The organism is Bradyrhizobium sp. AZCC 2262, from assembly GCF_036924535.1.
Taxonomy (GTDB): domain Bacteria; phylum Pseudomonadota; class Alphaproteobacteria; order Rhizobiales; family Xanthobacteraceae; genus Bradyrhizobium.
In genome coordinates this window covers 8596816-8616233 of the sequence record NZ_JAZHRT010000001.1, presented here as the reverse complement: position 1 = coordinate 8616233, position 19418 = coordinate 8596816, and the positions used below count along the sequence as shown (strand labels likewise).

Annotated in this window: 15 protein-coding genes; 11 read left to right on the top strand and 4 right to left on the bottom strand. The window is 55.9% G+C overall.

The features are described 5' to 3' along the window. The first annotated feature begins 32 nt into the window (after positions 1–32). On the top strand, positions 33–407 hold the full coding sequence (locus V1283_RS40440) for a helix-turn-helix domain-containing protein (protein WP_334393349.1): 375 nt from the start codon (positions 33–35) through the stop codon (positions 405–407). Positions 408–736: 329 nt separating this feature from the next. Here the strand turns inward: V1283_RS40440 and V1283_RS40435 are convergent, their stop codons facing one another. Beyond that, the gene (locus V1283_RS40435; RefSeq protein WP_334392144.1) at positions 737–1483 is read right to left on the bottom strand and encodes a sulfite exporter TauE/SafE family protein; all 747 of its coding nucleotides are present in this window, start codon (positions 1481–1483) and stop codon (positions 737–739) included. A 332-nt stretch (positions 1484–1815) separates the two neighbouring features. On the opposite strand from V1283_RS40435, the gene V1283_RS40430 reads away from it, so the two are divergent. The 4 genes from V1283_RS40430 to V1283_RS40415 all read left to right on the top strand — a co-directional run bounded on the left by V1283_RS40430 (position 1816) and on the right by V1283_RS40415 (position 9638). Beyond that, positions 1816–2289 carry a hypothetical protein gene (locus tag V1283_RS40430; RefSeq protein ID WP_334392143.1) on the top strand — a complete coding sequence of 158 codons (474 nt, stop codon included), beginning with the start codon at positions 1816–1818 and terminating at the stop codon, positions 2287–2289. 243 nt (positions 2290–2532) lie between these two features. Then, positions 2533–2919, top strand: coding sequence for a DUF7793 family protein (locus V1283_RS40425; RefSeq protein ID WP_334392142.1), 387 nt, complete (start codon positions 2533–2535; stop codon positions 2917–2919). Positions 2920–3050: 131 nt separating this feature from the next. Next, positions 3051–3377 (top strand): DUF3768 domain-containing protein, encoded by a 327-nt coding sequence (locus V1283_RS40420; protein WP_334392141.1) that lies wholly within the window; start codon positions 3051–3053, stop codon positions 3375–3377. Between the two features lie 567 nt (positions 3378–3944). Next, entirely contained in the window at positions 3945–9638 is a 5694-nt protein-coding gene (locus V1283_RS40415) for a tail fiber domain-containing protein (RefSeq protein ID WP_334392140.1), read from the top strand. Here the strand turns inward: V1283_RS40415 and V1283_RS40410 are convergent. Next, positions 9635–9883 carry a hypothetical protein gene (locus tag V1283_RS40410; protein WP_334392139.1) on the bottom strand — a complete coding sequence of 83 codons (249 nt, stop codon included), beginning with the start codon at positions 9881–9883 and terminating at the stop codon, positions 9635–9637. The two genes, V1283_RS40415 and V1283_RS40410, sit on opposite strands and share 4 nt — an antisense overlap. A gap of 817 nt (positions 9884–10700) precedes the next feature. Between V1283_RS40410 and V1283_RS40405 the strand changes: the two genes are divergently transcribed. The 6 genes from V1283_RS40405 (at position 10701) to V1283_RS40380 (ending at position 17772) form a co-directional block, all read left to right on the top strand. Continuing rightward, entirely contained in the window at positions 10701–12155 is a 1455-nt protein-coding gene (locus V1283_RS40405) for a type IV secretory system conjugative DNA transfer family protein (RefSeq protein ID WP_334392138.1), read from the top strand. Beyond that, the gene (locus V1283_RS40400) at positions 12152–12883 is read left to right on the top strand and encodes a hypothetical protein (protein WP_334392137.1); all 732 of its coding nucleotides are present in this window, start codon (positions 12152–12154) and stop codon (positions 12881–12883) included. The genes V1283_RS40405 and V1283_RS40400 overlap by 4 nt, the downstream gene beginning before the upstream one ends. Positions 12884–12889: 6 nt before the next feature. Then, positions 12890–13861 carry a hypothetical protein gene (locus V1283_RS40395; RefSeq protein ID WP_334392135.1) on the top strand — a complete coding sequence of 324 codons (972 nt, stop codon included), beginning with the start codon at positions 12890–12892 and terminating at the stop codon, positions 13859–13861. Between the two features lie 258 nt (positions 13862–14119). Next, complete coding sequence (locus V1283_RS40390; RefSeq protein ID WP_334392134.1) at positions 14120–14629, top strand: hypothetical protein; 510 nt, start codon at positions 14120–14122, stop codon at positions 14627–14629. A 197-nt stretch (positions 14630–14826) separates the two neighbouring features. Beyond that, positions 14827–17121 (top strand): AAA family ATPase, encoded by a 2295-nt coding sequence (locus V1283_RS40385; RefSeq protein WP_334392132.1) that lies wholly within the window; start codon positions 14827–14829, stop codon positions 17119–17121. Positions 17122–17400: 279 nt separating this feature from the next. Further along, positions 17401–17772, top strand: a complete 372-nt coding sequence (locus V1283_RS40380) for a type II toxin-antitoxin system RelE/ParE family toxin (protein ID WP_334392130.1) — start codon at positions 17401–17403, stop codon at positions 17770–17772. A gap of 76 nt (positions 17773–17848) precedes the next feature. On the opposite strand, the gene V1283_RS40375 is transcribed toward V1283_RS40380, so the two are convergent. Beyond that, positions 17849–18139: a hypothetical protein gene (locus V1283_RS40375; RefSeq protein WP_334392129.1), complete on the bottom strand. Its 291-nt coding sequence runs from the start codon at positions 18137–18139 to the stop codon at positions 17849–17851. A gap of 300 nt (positions 18140–18439) precedes the next feature. After that, positions 18440–19375 (bottom strand): replication-relaxation family protein, encoded by a 936-nt coding sequence (locus V1283_RS40370; protein WP_334392128.1) that lies wholly within the window; start codon positions 19373–19375, stop codon positions 18440–18442. Positions 19376–19418 lie beyond the last annotated feature (43 nt).

The following is a 19418-nucleotide window of genomic DNA, read 5'->3' as shown; positions in this document are numbered from 1 at the left end:
GATCTCACATTTCTGGCGCGTATAATGTGCGCATGGAGTCCGGCTCAAACCGCCACATAGGCGATCTCCTCAAAGAGCGAAACATCGAGCTCGTTGGAGCCGATCCTGTTACGCGTCAGGGCTTTACGCAGGTTCCGAATTTCATTTTGACCAAGGCCGACATTTCTGTCGGCGCAAAGCTCGCCTATGCGATGCTGCTCAAATACGCGTGGGGTGATGATGCGTGCTTTCCCGGTCAGGCGACACTCGCAACCGACATGGGATCGGGAGAGCGCAGTGTTCGCCGGTACCTCGACGAACTTGAAAAGGTCAAATTGCTCGAAGTGGTTCAGCGCGGCCTTGGAAAGACGAACCTATATCGACTATTCCTGACTGTGCAGAAGCCCGGCTCACGTGGCCGACGCTGACCGGCCAAATTGGCCGGTCTAGATCGGCCATAGTTGCCGGACTGGAGCGGCCAAAGCGGCCAGTCTCTCTATATAAGAATACTCATATACAAATACGCATAACAAAAATACGCAGTACGAAATGCGAAATACATTTTTCAAATTGGGGACGGGAATGCAGACACATCGATCGCGTATCAACAGCAAGCACAAAATGGCTCAACAAAGCCCTAGAATGGGCGACACCGATTTAATGGCTTAACAGAGCCATATTTTCAACGTCGGACAATATCTATTGTACTAAACCGCGCGAGCGGTAGGGTGCGTGTGGCGCGCGCCGTACCCATCGTTCAGTACACACCTATCAGCTTTAGCCCCGCGATGATTAGGACGGCGCCTAGAGCTTTGAGTATCATCGGGACGGCGAAGCGAATGCCGAACGTGGTGCCGACGATTGCTCCCAGCACAACCGCGATCGCGTAGATCGGCAATTCTGCCGGCAGCGCCTTCACGATCGCAACGTTACCGAGCAAGCCTGCGACTGAGTTGCACAGGATGAACAGTGCGGCGACTCCTGAGGCCTTGCGTGTTTCCGACCAACCAAGGAACAGCACGAGAGGGGACAAGAATATGCCCCCACCTGTACCTGTTAGACCGGATAGAAGTCCGATACCCGCGCCGCAGAGAACGCCGATCCAAACAGGTGGATCATGTAGCTCGCGGTTTGTCTTTAGTTCCTTCGGCCACAAGAACCGCGCCCCGCCGAGGAGGAGAACAACACCGACGATTGGTTTGTAGTAGGCGCCCGGTAGCTGGATTGCGCCGCCGACGAACGCCAACGGCACGGCGCCCAGCAAGAACGGCCACAGTGTGCGCCAGCGGAACAAGTCCGCCCGCAGGTAGCGGAACGACGTGAAGCCTGCGACCAGAATATTCAGCGCGAGGGCTGTCGGTCGCATGACGGCGGGCGCAACACCGAACAAGGCCATAAGAGCGATATAGGCGGATGCTCCTGCATGTCCCACGGACGTGTAAAGTGCCGCGCCCATGAACATGCACGCGGAAAGAAGCAACTCGGAACCAAGGGATTCAAACATCTGATCGCACGATGAAGACGCGCGGAGCGCGTTCAGTTTGGGGTGCCCGTGATCCGTCGTGCCGGTGAGCTGCACGATCTGCTTACGGCAAACCGTGGGGCGACAACACCGTACCACAAAGTTTTGGTACGTCTAGGCCATCAGCAGGGAATGGCTCAACCAAGCCATTTCGGATACGTCGGACAATATCTGATTTACGACGTGAACACACAGTCGATCGGCATTTACAGATTCGGAATCCGTGATTCAATTCCGCCAGACCAGACCAACCCTCCGTTGCTTCATGCGCTGGCCGAATGATCGGCCCTCGCTAGAGCAACAGGAGCGGTTCGATGAACCCTGACACCAACACCGTCACCGACCTCGTCACTACCATCGACTTCGGGCAAACGCTCGAAACGATGATCGCGGCCGGCAAGTACGACTGGAAGAACGACCGCATCACCGCGGCATACTTCCCCATCGAAGGCACCGGCATCAAGAAGGTCCGGAATAGGCTCTTCCACTTCGGCCGCGACATTTCGTCGAAAGACGCAGTGGCGGCGATCAAAGCCGACGACCCGCACACCCCCTGGGAGCCGGCGAGGATCGAACACCTGCTTGCGTTCGGAGCCGCTTACCCCGACGAGCAGCGTCAGTACCCGATCATCGGCCTTGGTTCGGTCGCGAAGGTCTTCGGCATTCGCCACGTGCCGGACCTCAACTGGCTCGACGCCAAGCGCTTTCTCGTCCTCAGTTGGTGGGGCGTCGATTGGATCGGTTACTGCCGCTTCTTGGCGGTTCGCGAACTGTCCTCGGCCGCTTGAGGCTCAGCACTTTGCCCTTGGACCCTATGTCCCTTGCCCGTCACGGTCTTCGTGACGGGCCTTATCTTTGCGTGCCGAATCTTATTTGAGCCATTCGGCAGGGAATGGCTCTGTTGAGCCAAATTGTTAGCGCCGCACAATGATTTACGACATTCGCATCTGCGCGATCCGCTGTTGTATCTCAGAGGACAACTTTCAACTCACACACAATGGCATCGGTTCACGGCATGTATACTGAAGCCCATGGATATTGAAGTTCAAGAAACGACAATCGGCGTGATCGTTTTTAAGATTGAGGATGGCATCCTTTTCTTTTCTTTCACGCCCAACGCCATCTACGAGGAAGACAACTCAAAACGTGTCATTGCAAACTTGCGTGAATTGATTGGCGATGTCAAAATTCCAGTTTTTGTCGATGGTACAAACCTCCTTTCAATGTCGGCTGGAGCTCGTACCTACCACACCTCCTCAGAAGGCACCCATAATATCAAGGCGACCGCAATTCTTGCGAATAGTTTGATGGCGAAGGTTACTGCCACTCTCTACATGGGGCTGAACAAGCCGCCACAGCCCACTCGCGTTTTCACAGACAAGCAAGAGGCGTTTGCCTGGCTGCAGCAATATAAATAATCCTCTGGATTCCTGGGTCGCGAACTTAGGCGCTTCTCAGGCCGCCCTGATACAATTGAATTCGGCTGAAACCTTCCTCCGCATCCTCCGGCACCTGATGGTCGGGTGTCGTTTGTGCGGAGGAGGCGGCAATGGACAAGACGACGCGTATTCGAGAGTTGAACGATGCCTTTCGCAAATCGTTTGTTGGCGGCAAGGTTGTGGTGACGGAAGGTGTCGATGGGCTGAGCGACAGCGACAAGATGGCGTTGCTCACCAAGGTGCGGACGTTCGACGACTTTCATCGCGACAACGATCCGCACCACGAGCATGACTTCGTCAGAACCGAGCATGACGGCATCACATATTATGGCAAGATCGATTACTACGCGAAGGATATGGAGGGCGGCTCGGAAGATCCCGCCGATCCCCTTCAGACAGTCCGCGTTCTCACCATCATGCGCGCTGATGAATACTGACCCTCCTTGCGAGGGTCTTTCCTTTTCCAATCTTGGCGGCTCCCGCCAAGCGGCTGACCACGCTCTATCGCGCCAGGCGCGACCGAGCCCTTACTCCCCTGTGGGTCGGTCTCGTCCATTCGGTGACGATCGTTGCCGCATGGCACGTGTCGAACTGGTGACGATTCTATTGTGCCCCTCGCCGGGGGCACTCGATTCCGCGTCCCGCCGGTGGCGGCGCTATGCTGACGCTCCTGCGGGTGCCCTTTTAACCGGCTCGGCGCTGCAGTCTCGTCGCGTCCCGGCTTCGCCGTCGCTATCACTGCCGCTTCCTAGGCTGCCTCTCTTGCTTTCCAGGAGCCGACGAATTTGAAGGCAGCGAATATAGCATGCACGTCTGCGCATCCCTCAAGGCCAGGCCCTCCGGGTGCGTTCCGCAGCCTTGACCGATGCCCACAGTGCACGCGGCGCGGATCGCGTCGGCTCCGGGGGGAATGTCGCTCTTGTCTCACCAAGGGGAAATGAGCTGTCCCGTCCCCACGTGTCCTATTCGTGGTACCGCACCCGTGCGGTACCATTCCTACATATATGGTCCTGCGTACGATCGTTTCGATTGCACTGGTTGTTGCCATCGCCGCGCCACTATCGGCTTCGGCGGCTAGTTCATCTCCCACAACTCCGCAACAGTCCGTCGCCCTGCAGGTGCAGATTATGGATAGGTTCGCAGATCTCTTGCGAGCCTTCCAGAATTTCCTTTCTCATCAAAGCGCCACGACAACTCCGCAGCAGGTTGCTGCTGGCGGTTCTTCCAGCTTCGCCGGTGCTGGTCGGATCGACACTCTGTCGAATACGACAATTCAAAATCCGACCATCACTGGTGGCTCGATTTCCGGGACTTCGATCGTTGGAGTTATTTCCAACACAATCAATTCGGCAATCGCGACAATCGACAACCTGACATCAAATACGATTACAGCCACCAATGCGTCTTTTACAACAGCAAGTACAACCAACCTCTTTGTTACTGGTTCGGCGACTTCGACTTTTGCGGGTGGTGCGTCTCTGCTTCGGATCGACACCGTCGCTACATCGACCCTAGCTGGGCTTGTGGTCGGTTCGGGGGGCCTTCGCCTCACGACAACCGTGTGCAGCTCTTTCGGAAACGGCGGAAAGATCACGACAGACGCAAGCGGCAACCTTTTATGCGCCGCGGATCAAGGTGGTGCGGGATCCACCGTTGGGGGTTCTGATACTCAGGTTCAATTTAATGACAACGGCTCTTTCGCTGGCAACGGATCGTTTGCTTTTTCGAGTTCGAGTGCGCGGCTAACAGTCTCAAACGCATCAACCACAAACATCAGCGTCTCCAATTCATTTACCATTGGTGCGCTATCCGGTTTGCTCAGAGCAACAAACGGCTCGGTTGCGACATCTCTCGTCAACCTATCCGCCGATGTGTCGGGGATTCTATCCCCTTCCAGCGGTGGAATCGGCTGGGCCAATGTCGCGGCAAATACCGTACTGCTGGGTAACGGTGCTGGCGCGCTCGCGACATCCACACGCGGCAACCTTACCGAGACCGGCTCATCCGTCCTCACGATTACCGGCGGATCGAACGCCCTGGTTGGTTCGGGGGCAAGCATTCAGGTGGCACAAGCATCGGCATCACAGGCTGGCTTTCTATCACAAGCCGATTGGGTCGGATTCAATAGTCGCCTCTCGACCTCGACCCTTGGGCTCTTGGATCGAGGCGTATTTTTCTCCACCACATCAGTCGCGTACTGGGACTCAACACAATTCCGCTGGGCGACGACCAGCAGCGACGCGTGGTTGGCTACAAAGTCCACGAGCAATCTCGCGGAAGGAGCCAATTTGTATTACACGCCAACTCGTGTCGCCGGGGCTATTGCAGCAACGACCACCGACGCGCTCGCTGAGGGAACGAGCAACAAGTATTACACCGACCCTCGTGTCCAAACATATCTCAACGGCATCGGTAAGGGCTTCTTCTTTGCAACATCATCATCCGATTACTGGAAAACTCAGGGTAACTTCTTCTCAACAACCTCCGCGGCCTTCAATCTCAGTACCTACGACAAGGGATACTTCTTTTCAACAACCTCGGTGGCATACTGGGACTCCTTCCAATTTCGCTGGGCGACAACTTCGACCGATGCGTGGCTTGCAACAAAGACGACGGACAATCTTGCCGAGGGGTCGAATCAATACTTCACGCCAGCGCGTGTCGCGGGCGTGATTGCCGGCACCACCACCGACGCGCTCGCTGAGGGAAGCAATAACAAGTACTACACAGACACACGCGCCAACAATTTCATCGCAGGCTCGACGACCGTTCCGAAGACGTACACCAACAACACCTACACCGCCACGAACGGATTCCAAAACATCACCGCAACCGGCGCGACCACGACCTCACTCTCAACTGGTATTGCCTCAACTTCAAATCTTACGATTTCCAGTATTCAGAACTCGATGCTCTACACGGGCCCCGGCGGCATTGTGACCGCAGCGACAATCAACGGGCCTCTCTCGTTCGGCGCAGGTGCACTCTCGATCACATCAGCAAACAGCACAACGAACGGCTACCTTGCCTCTACCGATTGGACAAGCTTCAACTCCCGTCTCTCAACTTCATCGCTCGGCCTAATCGACAAGGGTTACTTCTACAGCACGACATCTGCCGACTACTACAAATCCGTCAACAACTTCTTCTCCACCAGCTCTGCCGCGTTCTTCAGCTCCGTCGGCCTCTCGTTCTCCACCACCTCCACCGACTTCTACAAATCGCAGAACAACTTCCACTCGACCAGCTCCTTTGCCTACGATCTCTCAACCTACGACAAGGGTTTCTTTTTCAGCACCACGTCCGTCGCGTATTGGGATTCAACCCAGTTCCGTTGGGCGACCACGAGCACGGACGCGTGGTTCGCGACAAAGACAACAAGCAATCTTGCTGAAGGATCGAATCTCTACTACCAAGATATGCGCGTGAACTCATACATCGCCGCATCAACGTCAGTTCCAAAGACCTTTGCAAGCAACACGTTCAGCGGTTTAAATGCGTTTGCAAACGTCACCGCAACGGCGGGCACCTCGACGGCGTTTTTTGCAACGACAGCATCGAGCACAAATTTCTTTTCAAATAGCGCGATAGTTGGCACAGCCACGCTCGGATCTCTGTCACTTGGAAACGCTCTTACGGTTGCCAACGGCGGCACGGGAGCAACTTCGCTCACCGGTCTCTTGCAGGGCAATGGCTCATCGGCACTGACAGCCGTTGGCGGCAGCGCGGGGCAATTCCCCTACTTCAACGGCGCAAACACTCTCGGCGCAACGTCGTCCATCTTCCTTGCAACAAGCGGCAACGTCGGCATTGGCACGGGCGGCCCGAGTGCGAAGCTGGAAGTAAACGCAACCGCGGCAGGTTCCACCGCCGGAAACTCATCGGAGATTGCTCGCTTCAGCACAGTGGACGCCAACGGGGAATACCTCCGTATATTGGACTACAGGACGGCGAATGGCTCCTCGCACAACAGCCTAGAAAACCGTCTCCAACGCCGCGTCGATGCGTCCGACATGGGTTATGTCGGTTTTGGATCAAACTACCTTTCGTTTGCGGGAAACGGAACAGAGAATATGCGCATTGACTCCTCGGGCAACGTCGGCATCGGCACCACGACGCCCCAACAGCCGCTTTCCGTCATTGGTGACGCAAGCTTTGGAACAAACGGTTCAGACAGAATATCACTTGGTCTTGGTTTGGGAATCGGCATCAATCGTAATGTCTCGACCGGCCAGATATTCAATTCGGGCGCCTACGCATATCAACTCACTCACACTGACAGCGCGACTGCTGCCAACGATAGCCTTGCATGGCAGGTGTACGCACCGGGTGGCGGAGGAGTTAGTTCCAATGCGCTAGTAATAAATGGCAGCGGCAACGTGGGCATTGGCACGACGACGCCAGACAATCTTTTCAGTATCGAAGGATCAACAAATGGCGCCGTCTTTTCGTCACTGACGAATTCAAATTCAGGAGTGTCAGCCGCTGCGGAATTTGATATCCGCAACGGCTACACTGCGGGGACTGGTCTTAAGTTGCGAGTACTGGGTACAGGGTTTACGACAAGCGGCACAAATATACAAAACTCGGCAGTGGTATTAGCGGGCACGAGTCTGACCGGCGGCCTCTCCGTGGGGACCATCGCGAGTTCGCCTCTTATGTTCTGGACCACAAACAGCGAACGCATGCGCATCGACTCCGCCGGCAACGTCGGCATCGGGAACACGAGTCCGGATGGAAAGCTGACAGTTGGCGACGGCACCGCGGCCACAAAATTCGACCTGTACGGCAACGCAAGCGGCTCAAAGCAGAGCTGGGTAAGGTTGTGGGATTCGAGCGGTCAGCAAATTGGAATGTTCGTCGGTCTAGGAAATACAAACGTCGTATCAATTAATGGCGGCGGCTCCAGTTACTTCAATGGCGGCAATGTGGGCATCGGCACCACGACGCCGGGTACCCTTCTCCATATCAACGGCAGCGACGCAACTTCGTATACGGCTGCGCAAAACATAAACACAACGCTGTCCATCCAAAACGAAAGTACTACAAACAACTCTTTTGCACAGCTGATCTTTAAGACGACTGATACAGTAGGAGCAAGCAAGACCGGCGCTGCCATTGACGGCATATTTACTAGCCATACAAGCGGAGCTGTCTCTGCAGAATTGGCATTTATTACTTCGAACAGCAATACCCGCAGCGAAGCGCTGCGCATTACCGCGGCAGGCAACGTCGGCATCGGGACCACCACACCTGACGCGAAGCTGACAGTAAGCACTAACACTACGGGTGGCAGCACAGTTCCTTCAGGAACGAACTTGCATGTGCTCGGCACGGACGCGACTGCAAACAGGATCACTCTGGATTCCTACGGGAACCTGAACAGCTTCGGCATGCAGCGCGCGAACGGTACCGCCGCATCTAAAACTGCCTCTGCCGCCGATGACCTACTCGGTATTTTGTATGGCACCGGATACGACGGCACCTCTGCCTATGGTGCAGGCGGCGCGCAGATACGCTTTAGTGCAAGTCAAGCATTTACGACTTCCAATCAGGGAACGTATATGACCTTCCATACTGTTGCAAACAACACAACCACCAATGTGGAGAGACTAAGGATTGATAATGCGGGCAATGTCGGCATCGGCACCACGACGCCAAATTCGCTCTTGACGCTTAGCGGTAGTGAATCATCCGCAGGAGTTAACCGCGCTGCCATTAGGTTTGGCGACACAACTGCGTCCCAACAGTGGACAGTCAATATTTTCGGCTCAGGTTCAAACGAAGGAACAGGCAAGTTTGGCATTAACCAAGTCGGTAGTGGCAGTCGCTTTTTGATCGATACCTCTGGCAACGTCGGCATCGGGACCACGACGCCGCAGAACAATCTTGTCGTCGATAGTTCGGGCGCGACCACCCAGCAGATCAACGGTACGGGAGCAAACGCAACACTCAAACTCACCAAAAGCGGAGCGCTCACGTGGGAGATGCTTTCTAATAGCGCAAGCTCTGACAGAATTCAGATAGACAACGGCACCAACGGCGTATTGATGAACTCCGGCGATACTCTCTGGTCGAGCCTCTCTGACGCGCGTCTCAAGAGCAACGTGCAGACCCTCTCGGTACTCGACAGGTTGAGCAACTTCCGCGCAGTGTCTTTCAACTGGAAGACAGCGGGGATGGCGACCTCAACTCAGCTTGGTGTCATCGCGCAGGAACTCTATCCGATCTTCCCGGAGGCCGTGAATAAGGGAAGCGACGATCCGAATGTAACGCCTTCGATAATGGGCAACGATGCATGGTCGGTGAAATACGATCTCCTCGGCGTGCTTGCACTCGAAGGGGTGAAGGAGATCGCGAATCTTTCGGATGCATTCAAGGCGACGCTCGTCGCGTGGCTCGGCAGTGCAACAAACGGCATCACCACCCTCTTTGCAGGCTCAGGCCACTTCTCGAACGAGCTGTGCGTCGGCTCGACCTGCGTTAATGAGGATCAGCTTCGAACATTGCTAGAAAACGCAAATGTTTCGGGGTCATCTGCTCCGCAGCAAAACAACCCGCCTCAATCCGACGCCAGCTCATCGAACGGTGGTGGAACCAGCACACCGCCCGTTTCCGATTCCCCTCCATTAGTGCCAGAGGAAACGCCGGCACCGTCAGACCAATCATCGATAACGACGGACACGGATACTCCTTAAAGAACGCTCAAATCATCCGGCGCGTCGCCGAATTTCTTGAGCACCTGGGCGTCCTCAAACGTCCCGGAGGATAGGTCGCCGCTGCGACTAAATGCGATCGATCCGACGATACCCTCCCGGCGCGACAGATACTCCGCGTGCAAGATCGCAGCGCTCGCGCTCAGGCATTCGACCGGTTCACCGGGCGCAACACCGTCATCGGCCGCCACGAATGGCAGCGCGACGAAATAGGTGATGTCGGCCATGACTGCCACTCACCATCTTGACCAGGCCGCGATATTGTTCTCTTTCTGTTCTCATGTCAATCGAGACCCTCGGCGAGGCATATCGGCTCAGCTGGCGCGTCCGCGCCCGCTGCCTCCGTGGCACCGTGGAGACGCCGACGCGGCTCCAGCGGTGCGACTTCCAGGCCGAACTCGACATGCAGACACTGGTTTGGGCCAAAGGCCTTCGCTTCCCTCTCGGCAGGCTGGGAAGCCGCCTCATGTGCCCACGCTGCGGCAGCACGGACGTAAACGTGATCTTCGAGCCGCCACCGACTGCGGTACGTGTCGCGGCTCGCTGAGTTAGAACGCGCGAAAACGACTGCGGGCTATTGAACACCTGGCGTCCAATAGTCCGCGACACCATCCCTATATTCAATCGTCAACGGTACGAGAGGGGTACGACTGACTTGTACCTGTGCGACGAGTGAAAATCGCGTGAATACAAGCTCATATGCCCCCGCGTTGTCGGGCTTGCCGCCCGACCCCGGGCCGCCACCTCGATAAGACATGCTAGAACGCATGTCCCATTAATCGAGGCTGGCGGCGGCCGGCATCGCGCTGTGGGGCGCGTAAGCCGGCGGGCTGGCGGCCCGGGGTCGGCCGGCTTCGCCGTACGACAAAACGCCCTCCGGGTCTCCCTTGGCCGTTTTCGAACATGTCACGATAGTCCTCGCTTCGCTCCGGGCTATCGAACACGTCCGATACGGCCTTCGGCGTTTTGCCTCCGACAACGCGGGGGCGGGCTACAAAAGCTCGGACCTGGTCCTCGCCCGTTCTGACGGGCGCGTGAGCGCCAATGCACACACGGCTGTCGCACGCCGACGAGGTACAATGGACCTATCCACGCGCATTCAGGGCGTGGCGACAGCCCCGGGTAGTTCACCGACTACACCCCACCACAGGTCGCTCGGCGAGCCGCACCAGTCCAACACCCAGACTGACCGGTGCACAGACGGCAAACGCGTGCTGCCACGCAGCACAGGTTTTCACCGGGGGCTGGCGCGGCGCTATGGAACACGAGACTTTTTCGGTTGGGACAACAGCCGCCGGTCACGGCGTCGGATTCTCGCCAGATGAGCGCGAGCGCCACCTCTACATCATCGGCAAGTCCGGCAGCGGCAAGTCGACCCTCATGTTCAATCTCGCCATGGGCGACATCCTCTCCGGACAGGGCGTCGCCGTGATCGATCCGCACGGCGACCTCGCGCTCGATATTCTTGATGCCATTCCCCCGTCGCGGATCAATGACGTGTGCTATCTCGACGCGACGGATATTGATCGGCCGGTGGGCTTCAATCCGGCGACTAGGATCGCGCCGGAGCGGCGCGCGCTCGCGACCGCCGGCATCGTATCGGCTTTCCGGCATCTGTGGGCCGACTCGTGGGGCCCGCGCCTGGAGCACTTCCTTTATCATGGCGTCGCGGCGCTCATCTCCCGGCCGCACGCGACCTTGATCGATCTTCCCCGCCTGTACACGGATGATCTCTTTCGCTCCCGCGTCATTGATCGCGTCCGCGATCCGGAGACGCGACGGTTCTGGTTCGAGGAATACCCGAACTATCCGGTTGCGTTCCGCAACGAGGCGGCTGCACCGATCCTCAACAAGGCCGGCCAGTTTGCGGCGTCGCCGCAACTGCGCGTGATCCTCGGCCAGCTCGATCCCCGGCTTGATCTGTCATTCGCAATGAACAGACGGCGCATCCTCATCGCGAACCTCGCGAAGGGTACGATCGGCGAGCAGGCATCGAACTTGCTCGGGTCGCTTCTGGTATCGCACCTGCAGCTGATCGCGATGGAGCGCGGATCGTTGCCGCCGGAGGATCGTGTTCCCTTTCACATCCACGTCGATGAATTTCAGACGTTCAGCTCAGATACCTTCGCGACGTTGCTCAGCGAAAGCAGAAAGTTCAAACTCCGCTTCACTCTCGTGAACCAGTTTCTTGACCAGGTCGCGGCGATCGTGCGAGCGGCCGTGCTCGGCAACGCGGGCTCGCTCGTCGTCTTCCGCGTCGGCAGCACCGACGCGAAAATACTCGCACCGGAACTGCATCCGATGGAGCCGGGCGGACTGACTGATCAGATGCCGTTCACGGCGTGGGTGCGCCGGTCAGATGGCGGCCGGAACCGAATCAGTGTCGAACCGAAACTGTTTCCTGCGCGCGGTAGTGCCGCGGCGATCCGGCGGCAAAGCCGAGAGCGATTCGGACGGCCCCGGCAAACGATTGAAGGCAGACTGTATGGCGGGACATGAGTGCTGCGCGCTATACTCCCGCCATGAGCGAATCGGCTGAGCCGCTTTCCGTAAATGGCCTCGTTATGCCACGCGACTTTCCCGTCGCGTCGTTTGAGGCTGTCCAGCGCAGGATCCAACCGTTCGCCCAAACCCAAAACGACCTCTACATTCATTTTGCTGGCGCGTGGAACGCGATTTCCTATCGTTATCTGAGCTTGGTGGACGACGGGGAGACGTTCACGGGCTCCCTCAAGAAACATGGTTCATCCCCGCCCGCGGTCGAACGCTACAATCAGGAGCGAGCGCTATTTGGCTTCTTTAGCAATGGATTTTCAGTTTTTGAGGCATTTTTCTATGGGATGTTTGCAATCGGCGCATTGGTAAAGCCGACGCTCTTTCCCCTTACGACCGCTGCCGATCAGCAACGCGTAACTCCAGCCCGAACCATAGATGCATACTCCAGGGCATTTCCAGGAGACGCAATCGTTGCATCCATGTCAGGCATTTATGGCGACAATGCCTTTAAGGAATACCGAGAGATACGGAATGTACTGACGCACAGGAGTGCGCCCGGCCGTACCTTCTTTTTGTCGATTGGTTCGGCAGAGGCCCCGGCGAGTCAGTGGAAGATACGCAACATCCCTTTAGACGAGAGCATGGCCAGCACGCGCAGAGCCCACGTGTCGATGCTCTTGCTACGTGCTCTGGACGCCACGCGTGATTTTACAGACAGAACATTTTCATAGGACGATATGAAGAAAAATATTCGCAAGGTACCGCAGGATACTCTTAACCGGATACATTCGTTTGAATTGGATGACATTGTGGTGGCTTGCGTTAAACGCCTAAAACACGATGAACTCCCTCGATATGCTTCCTTGGGAGTGAAGCTCGTGGATGGGTCGCTCACTTTACCGAAACCATTCGTGCCTAAACCTAGCGCCGGCAGCTACTCGAAAGCCAACATTGAAGGCAAAGATATTCTCCTGAAACATTTGCCAAAGGTAACGCGCACAGACACTTGGGAAACGCCGAACTGGGGTGACTGGTCAAAAGGTTCGCACACTCACTCGACTACTCGCTTGGTCTACCAGCGAGATTTTCTGCCGCCCAAAGAAGTCGAGCTTTCGATCGAACTGCTAGAGACGCTTCCCAATGACGAATACGTTTTGAAATTTGCCGTCGATCAGGTTTTGAGCAAGCGATCGAGCTCGTTTGATGCGGACCTTCTCTACAACTTGAATATTCTTCAAGAGAACGTCGGCGCGGCGGATGTCTTCCCGAGCGCCGCCACTCTTGCCGAATACATGGCGACTGTACGAGTCGATTGGGAAATTCTGCCGCCAGGCACCATCGATGAAGTTGTCAAACGCATATTGTTGGGCAAACGCCGCATAACCGAGGACCAGAAAAAGACCATGGAAGAACGGCTGAAAGTGATGGCACGGTACAAACCTGCAGCGTACATTGCTGGCACAAGCGGATTTCTTCGGTACTTCGGTGCAAAATTTGAAGACGATTTCGTCGCTTTCGAAAATCTTGCGTACGGAAATGCGCTCTACGTGATGTTCGAGGGTTGGGAGACGTTGAGTCGCCGAAGTCGCGTCGACCTTCTGAGAGGCCCTCGCGATGGTTTCGAGCGAATTGAGCATCGAGATGGTTGGGCGCAACAATTGAGTGCTCTTTTGAAGCGGCACCGAAAGAATAAATCGTCTCAGAAATAGGACGAAAATAACTACGACGAGACTTCGTACAGGTAGACGGAGTTTGTCCCACACCACGAATAGCCGTCGTTATCACTGCCGCTTCCTAGGCCGCGTCTTTGCTTTCCACGGCCGCCACCTCTTCCCCATCGATCTAACCTGCATTAGATCGACCAACTCCATTGCGAGCGACTGTTTGGCTATTTTTTGACATCAATAGCAGTTCAATCAACAGTGCATGCTACAATTTTTCCATCATCTATGGAGCCAATGCCAAACTTGTATCGAGACATCTTCGACGGCTTGCATGTAGGCATCACCGTATGGCGACTTGAAAATCCCGAAGACCCAACCAGCTTCACCACGCTCGCTATGAATCGCGCGGCCCTGGAAGCAACGAGAATGACGCTCACCATAGAGCAAATGATAGGTAAGCGTTTAGTCGACATGATACCCGGATTGCGCGCGACGGGTTTCCTTGAGCAATACGCGGATATCTTGAAGCGAGGTGAAAACAAGGATTTGGGCGAAGTGCACTATCCCGGAGATGCCGTACTTCCCGAAGCGACTTTCTATTCGCAAATACACGTGCTGTCGAAGGACTCTATTTTTCTAGAGTTTACGAACATTGCCGAGAAGAAAACAATGGAAGAAAAATTGAAGACCTCGGTCGATGAGCTGACCCGTATGAATGTCCTCATGATGGATCGAGAATTGAAGATGGTGGAGCTCAAAAAGGAAAACCAACTGCTCAAGGGAGAGAATGACATACCGGCATTGCAGGGCTGACCATTTTCTTGAGCACTTGGGCATCCGCGAACGTCCCGGAAGCTAGATCGCCGCTGCGGCGATCCGTAGGCAAAGCCGGGAGCGATTTGGCCGTCCGCGAGGAATCGTCGAAAGTCGTTTGTATGGGAGCGGCGGTTGACGTAGGTTGCCTTCGCACCGATTTGCTATTTGCGTTTGGTAATCTACTGTTGGGGGCTATGTCTGTGGTCGAACGTATTCAGCTGCTGCGTAATGTCGGCAAATTCGATTCGGTAAATGCGGGAGGACAGCTTCCCTTCTCAAAACTGACGCTCGTATTTGCCGAAAACGGTCGTGGAAAAACAACCATTGCCGCAATCCTCCGATCACTGAGTGACGGAAATGCGCAGCATATCCTTGAGCGCAAACGCCTTACCGCGACCAGCGCTCCGCACGTTGTCGTAAACGTCGCCGGGGTTAATCCGTGCATCTTCCAGAACGGTGCATGGTCGGCGACGCTTCCGGACGTTGTCATCTTCGATGACGCGTTCGTGGCACAGAACGTCTGCTCCGGAATCGATATCGAGGCCGGACATCGGCAGAACTTGCACGAGCTCATCCTGGGTGCGCAGGGCGTGACGCTGAATGCAGCCGTCCAGGCCCATGCCGCCAAAGTCGAGGACCACAACAAGGAGCTCCGCGCGCGAGAAAATGCGATCCCGGCCGCCGCGCGCGGGTCGCTTACCGTTGACGCGTTCTGCGCTTTGAAAGTGGTTCCGAATATAGCCGAAGCAATCACCGCAGCCGCCCGCAGTCTCTCCGCTGCGCAAGCATCGGATAAGGTGCACCGGGAACAGGATTTTGCGGCTATCGCGTTGCCGGCGTTTGATACCACCGCATTGAACCAACTGCTAAAGCGTGATCTTCCAGGCCTTGAGGCAAAAGCGGCCGAACTTGTGAAAAAGCACTTCGCTGCCATCGGCGAAGGAGGAGAGCGTTGGGTCGGCGACGGTATGCACCGCATCCCGGCCGCCAGCGATCATGCGGCGTGTCCGTTCTGCGCACAGGATTTGGGCGGCTCCCCACTCATCAAGCACTACCAAGCATATTTCAGCGAGAGCTACACGGCGCTCATTCAATCGATTGAACGCGTGATCCGGGAAGCCCGCATGGCCCACGACGGCGACGTACCCGCCGCATTCGAGCGAGACGTTCGCGTGTGGGAGCAACGCAAGCAGTTCTGGAAAGACTTTACGGTCGTTCCGGATTTCTCCGTCGATACTGCCGCTGTTGCGCGCGCGTGGAAAGTTGCCCGCGAAGCGGTTTACGGCGACCTGCAAAAGAAGAAATCGGCGCCGCTGGAGCCGTACGAACTCTCTGCCGATACGCTGAAGGTAATTGCTGACTACGACACCCTTCGCGCCACCGTTGCAGCGACGTCGTCGACGCTTACCGCGCTCAATGAGCAAATCAAGATCGTGAAAGAAAAGGCCGCGACGGCGAATGTTGCGACACTCACCGGCGATCTTGAAAAGCTCAAAGCTGCCGAGGCCCGGCACAGTCCGACGGTTGCTCCCCTGTGCGCGGACTACCTGGCTGAGAAGGCGGCAAAGAAGGCTACGGAAGGTCTGCGGGACAAAGCTCGTGAGGCGTTGGAAACGTACCGTGCGACTGTATTCCCTGCATATGAGGCAGCTATCAACGATTACCTGAGGAAGTTTGGGGCAGGGTTTCGGCTCGGTGCAGTCGAGTCTGTGAACAATCGCGGCGGCTCTTCCTGCACCTACAACGTCATTATCGACAACGTGGCGGTACCGCTCACGGGCGATCCGGGCGCTCCCGCATTCAAGAACACGCTCAGCGCGGGAGATCGCAATACGCTCGCCCTCGCGTTTTTCTTTGCCTCAATTGACCGCGATCCGCAGCTCGCCCAAAAGATTGTTGTTATCGACGATCCCATGACAAGTTTGGATGAGAACCGGTCGCTTACAACCATCCAGGAAATGTACCGGCTCATTGGCAAGGTGGCCCAAGTGGTTGTTCTCTCTCACTCCCGGCCATTTCTATGCGCCATGTGGGAGAAGTCAGACAGAATCGGCCGGGCAGCCATCAAAGTCATCCGCGACCGCGACGGGTCGAACTTGGTTGTGTGGGATGTAAAACAGGATTCCATCACTGAGCATGACAAGCGGCATGCGAAGGTCGTTGATTATATTGGCTCTAACAATGCCGCAGATGAACGCGAGGTTGCGGAGTCGCTGCGGCCTATCCTGGAATCATTCATGCGCGTCGCTTATCCCGAGGACTTCCCTCCAGACTCACTGTTGGGGCCGTTCCTCAATAAATGCATGCAGCGCATCGGGCAACAAAATCAAATTCTCACCCAGGCTGACGCGAACGAACTCCAAGACCTCCTCGAATATACGAACAAGTTTCATCACGACTCCAATCCCGCGTGGCAGACCGAAATAATCAACGATCAGGAGCTTCATCGTTTTTGCGAACGCACGCTGGCATTCGCGAAGCGGTCATAAGGTGTATGATTCGGTTCCAACGTCGTACCAAACACCCTATCCCACATTGACGTCATTAACTCCCGCCCGATACCGCCGTTAGCCTGGCTTCTGAAGGCTCAACGGTGTGAAGCTTCAGAGGGGTTATGCTATACTTACGCTGTATGACCGCATTGCTTGATGAAGCAATCGAACAGCTCCGGGAGCTGCCGGAAGACGAACAGGATGCCGCTGCGGACGCGCTTTTTGCGTACATCGCAAGCGATGAGCGCCAGTATCGCCTAGAGCCGCGTCACGCAGATGAAGTGCGACAGATTCGGCGCAATCTCGCCTCTGGCTCAACACGCCTCGCAACCGAGAAAGAAGTCACGGCCGCCCGAGCACACCGCCGTTGACACCATGGAGGTCCGCTTCACTATCGACGCACTTGCGCACATCGCAAGTATTCACCGCTATATCGAAGCGCGCAGCGTCCATGCTGCGGACCGCATCACGTCACGCATTTTCTCGGAGACCGATCGTATCGGCCGCTTTTCGCATATCGGCCATCCTGGCACGGTCATGGGGACGTTCGAATGGACAGTGAGCGGACTTCCCTACGTCATCGTATTCGAGCGCGATCCCGACCAGGTCATCATCCTCGGCGTCTTTCACGGAAAACAGTCCCGGTAATTTAGTCAGTAATACCTCCAATACTAAACACTTCGAGTGGGTGTTTGGTACGACGTTGGAACCGTCTTGTAATGTTTTAAGCCTCTTTTTTGGTAGCTGCTATCTGGGCTCTCAATTCCACAATAGTTCGCTTAAGCTCAACCATTCTCAGCTCTCTTCTTTCCACCGACTGTAAGAGGGTTTCGAGACGCTTTTCGGAAACCCGTTTTTCTTCCGCAACCGCTGCGAGATTGCTTGCCGTGACCTCGAGCCGAATTCTGATACTTTCTTTATCTTCGGCAGTCACGGCAAGCCGCGCAGCTTCGACTTTCAACTCTTCGGCCGTGATCTCAAGCGTCCTCCGAATCTCTTCTTTTTCCGTATTCATCATACTGTTCGTATTAGATATATGGGCGCGCCAGCACACCTGGCCTTTCGCCGGCTATTAATTTCAGTCAGTACTATTCCGTCCGACTTGAAAAAATGGAGTTTTGCTCGTTGCTCTTAAACGAGTGTGGTTGGGCAATTCCTCACGTGTGAGTGTAGCACGGGTGACTGTTCCTTGTGTTCTGAACTTCATCACAAGGATGAGCACGAGCTACCGAGGGAGGGAAGTATTTCTAATCTGCTGGTGCTGGGAGATTCGAACTTTAAGAAGGCCTTGTATTGCCGGATGATGTAGTACGCCTCAATCTACAATCCTGATCCGTTCGCCTTTTCCGCTAGTCCAAGCAGCGTTCAGCGGGTCCGATTCAGCGAGTGTCGCTTCATCGATGAACAGGAAGATGTTCGACCCGCGGCCGCCGGTCAGTTCCTCCAATGCCTTGATCATCTGATCAACACGCTCGGGCGTGGTTGTTTCGACAAGCACCCGGAAGTTTGGAATACCGAGTTCATCGACGTGCTTCCGCTGCCGGCTCGCCTCGAGATATATGTGCAATTTCTTCGCGACGTATGTGCCGTATTGATTTCGGAACCGCGTCACCGGCATTTCGCCGCGATCCTTTTCATACATAAAATATGATTCCTCGCCTTCTGCTTCGAATCGCAGGCCGAAAATCCCATCCGGAATGACCGTGCATCTTCGGGGCGAACCGTTGATCGGAATTCGCGCGTCTAATCGGACGCGGCGCACCGGCTTTGGCGCGTCGGCGAATATCTCAGCTCGTTCGAGGATCCCCAGATCCTGTCGGCCGCGGATCGCGAGTTCGAGCTGAACGAAAAACGCGGAGATCCCAACCGAGTGCTCGATGAAGCGCCACCCGGCTGCCTTGTGCTTGTCGATACCGTCCAACAGCGGCCGTGTTACCTCGAAGCCGTGACGCCGAAGGTACGACGCACCCTTTCTGGATAATCCGTAGATCAAAGGCCGTGAACCTTTTTCCTTCCGTCTGCTTGTCACCTGCGATTCGGGCCGTTCGATGTAGCCGTTCTCCCACAAACCGAGGAGTGCACGTTCGACCTTCTGGCTACTTCCCCCGTCAAGCGCTGCGAGCTGCGCAGTCGAGCAGAGCCGCAACCGCGAAAGGTTTTTAAGGTGTGCCACATTGCGATCAGTGATGCTGATTTCGCGCGGCTTCTCCGGACGCGTGAACAATTTGCCCCGCGATCGCTTCGCTTCCATGTCATTGATTGTACCGTTCGTCATACGATCCCGTTATGCGCAT